The sequence below is a fragment of the Pseudomonas sp. Ps21-P2 genome (genome assembly GCF_039672565.1).
In the GTDB taxonomy this organism is placed as follows: Bacteria; Pseudomonadota; Gammaproteobacteria; order Pseudomonadales; family Pseudomonadaceae; genus Aquipseudomonas.
The window spans coordinates 1-1097 of sequence record NZ_JBDFPL010000039.1 but is presented as its reverse complement, the minus strand read 5'-3'; the positions used below and the strand labels follow the sequence as shown (position 1 = coordinate 1097).

General features: G+C 54.8%; 1 protein-coding gene. It reads left to right on the top strand.

From position 1 onward, the window contains the following. Positions 1 to 442: 442 nt before the first annotated feature. On the top strand, positions 443 to 1097 hold a 655-nt coding region (locus tag ABEH28_RS27265), incomplete at its 3' end, for a TonB-dependent receptor plug domain-containing protein (RefSeq protein WP_346631565.1).

Sequence of the window (1097 nt, the reverse complement as noted above, 5' to 3'; positions counted from 1 at the left end):
CAGCAACCAGGGCACAACGTATTGGATGGGAAGAACGCATGGTGAATCCTCGATGGGTGCAGCTATGGCCACGAAGTGGCGGCGGGCGCTGCAGAAGCCGCGCCTACGCTTTGTCCGAGGAAAACAACTAGTGTTCAAGGCAGACAGCGTTAATACGGATCAGCGGTAGGGAGCTAAATCCAACGCTGCTGGCCGACTTTTCCCAATACGCGGTCGGCCACTAGTTGCCGTTTTCTAATCTTCCAATGCCAGGCTTTCCATACCAGGGCATACCGCACGCCCAGTAATGATCACCGATTGCGGACCGATTCAGGTGGGCTGAGATAAGCCAGCCTCGCGCTCGGTCATGACTTCCTCAATTAGTCGGCAATCCAAACAACTGCACCTCAAAGGTTATGTTATAACATCGCCACTATTTTTCATTGTCCTCAAGGAAACCTGCATGTCTCGCTGCTCCAAATTGCAATTTTGGCGCCTCCCGCCCCTTGCAACAGCTTTACTGATTGCATCGCCGGCCTACGCCATTGAAATAGATCCACAAGTGATTACCGCGAATCCCCTAGGTAACGAGCAGCTGGCTTCGCCGAGCACTGTCCTCACCGGAGATAAACTGACCCTTGCGCAAAGGGGCAGTTTGGGCGAAACCTTGAACAATCAACCAGGCGTGTCGTCGTCTTATTTCGGACCAGGCGCCAGTCGGCCAATCATCCGCGGGTTGGACGGCGATCGGATCAGGATCTTGCGTAACGGCGTTGGCGCACTGGATGCGTCGTCGCTTTCTTACGACCATGCGGTGCCGCTGGATCCTGTCAATGTTGATCGTATCGAAATCGTGCGTGGCCCCGCCGCATTGTTATATGGCGGCAGTGCCATTGGCGGCGTGGTAAATACATTGGACAACCGCATTCCTGTTGAATCCATCGAAGGCATACACGGTTCCGGTGAATTGCGATATGGCGGTGCCGACACTACGCGTAGTAGCGCCGGAAAGCTGGAAGCCGGCAACGGTCAATTTGCGCTGCACATCGATGCCAATGCTCGTAATTTTAATGACCTGCGTATCCCGGGCTACGCTCGCACCTCTGATCAACGGACCC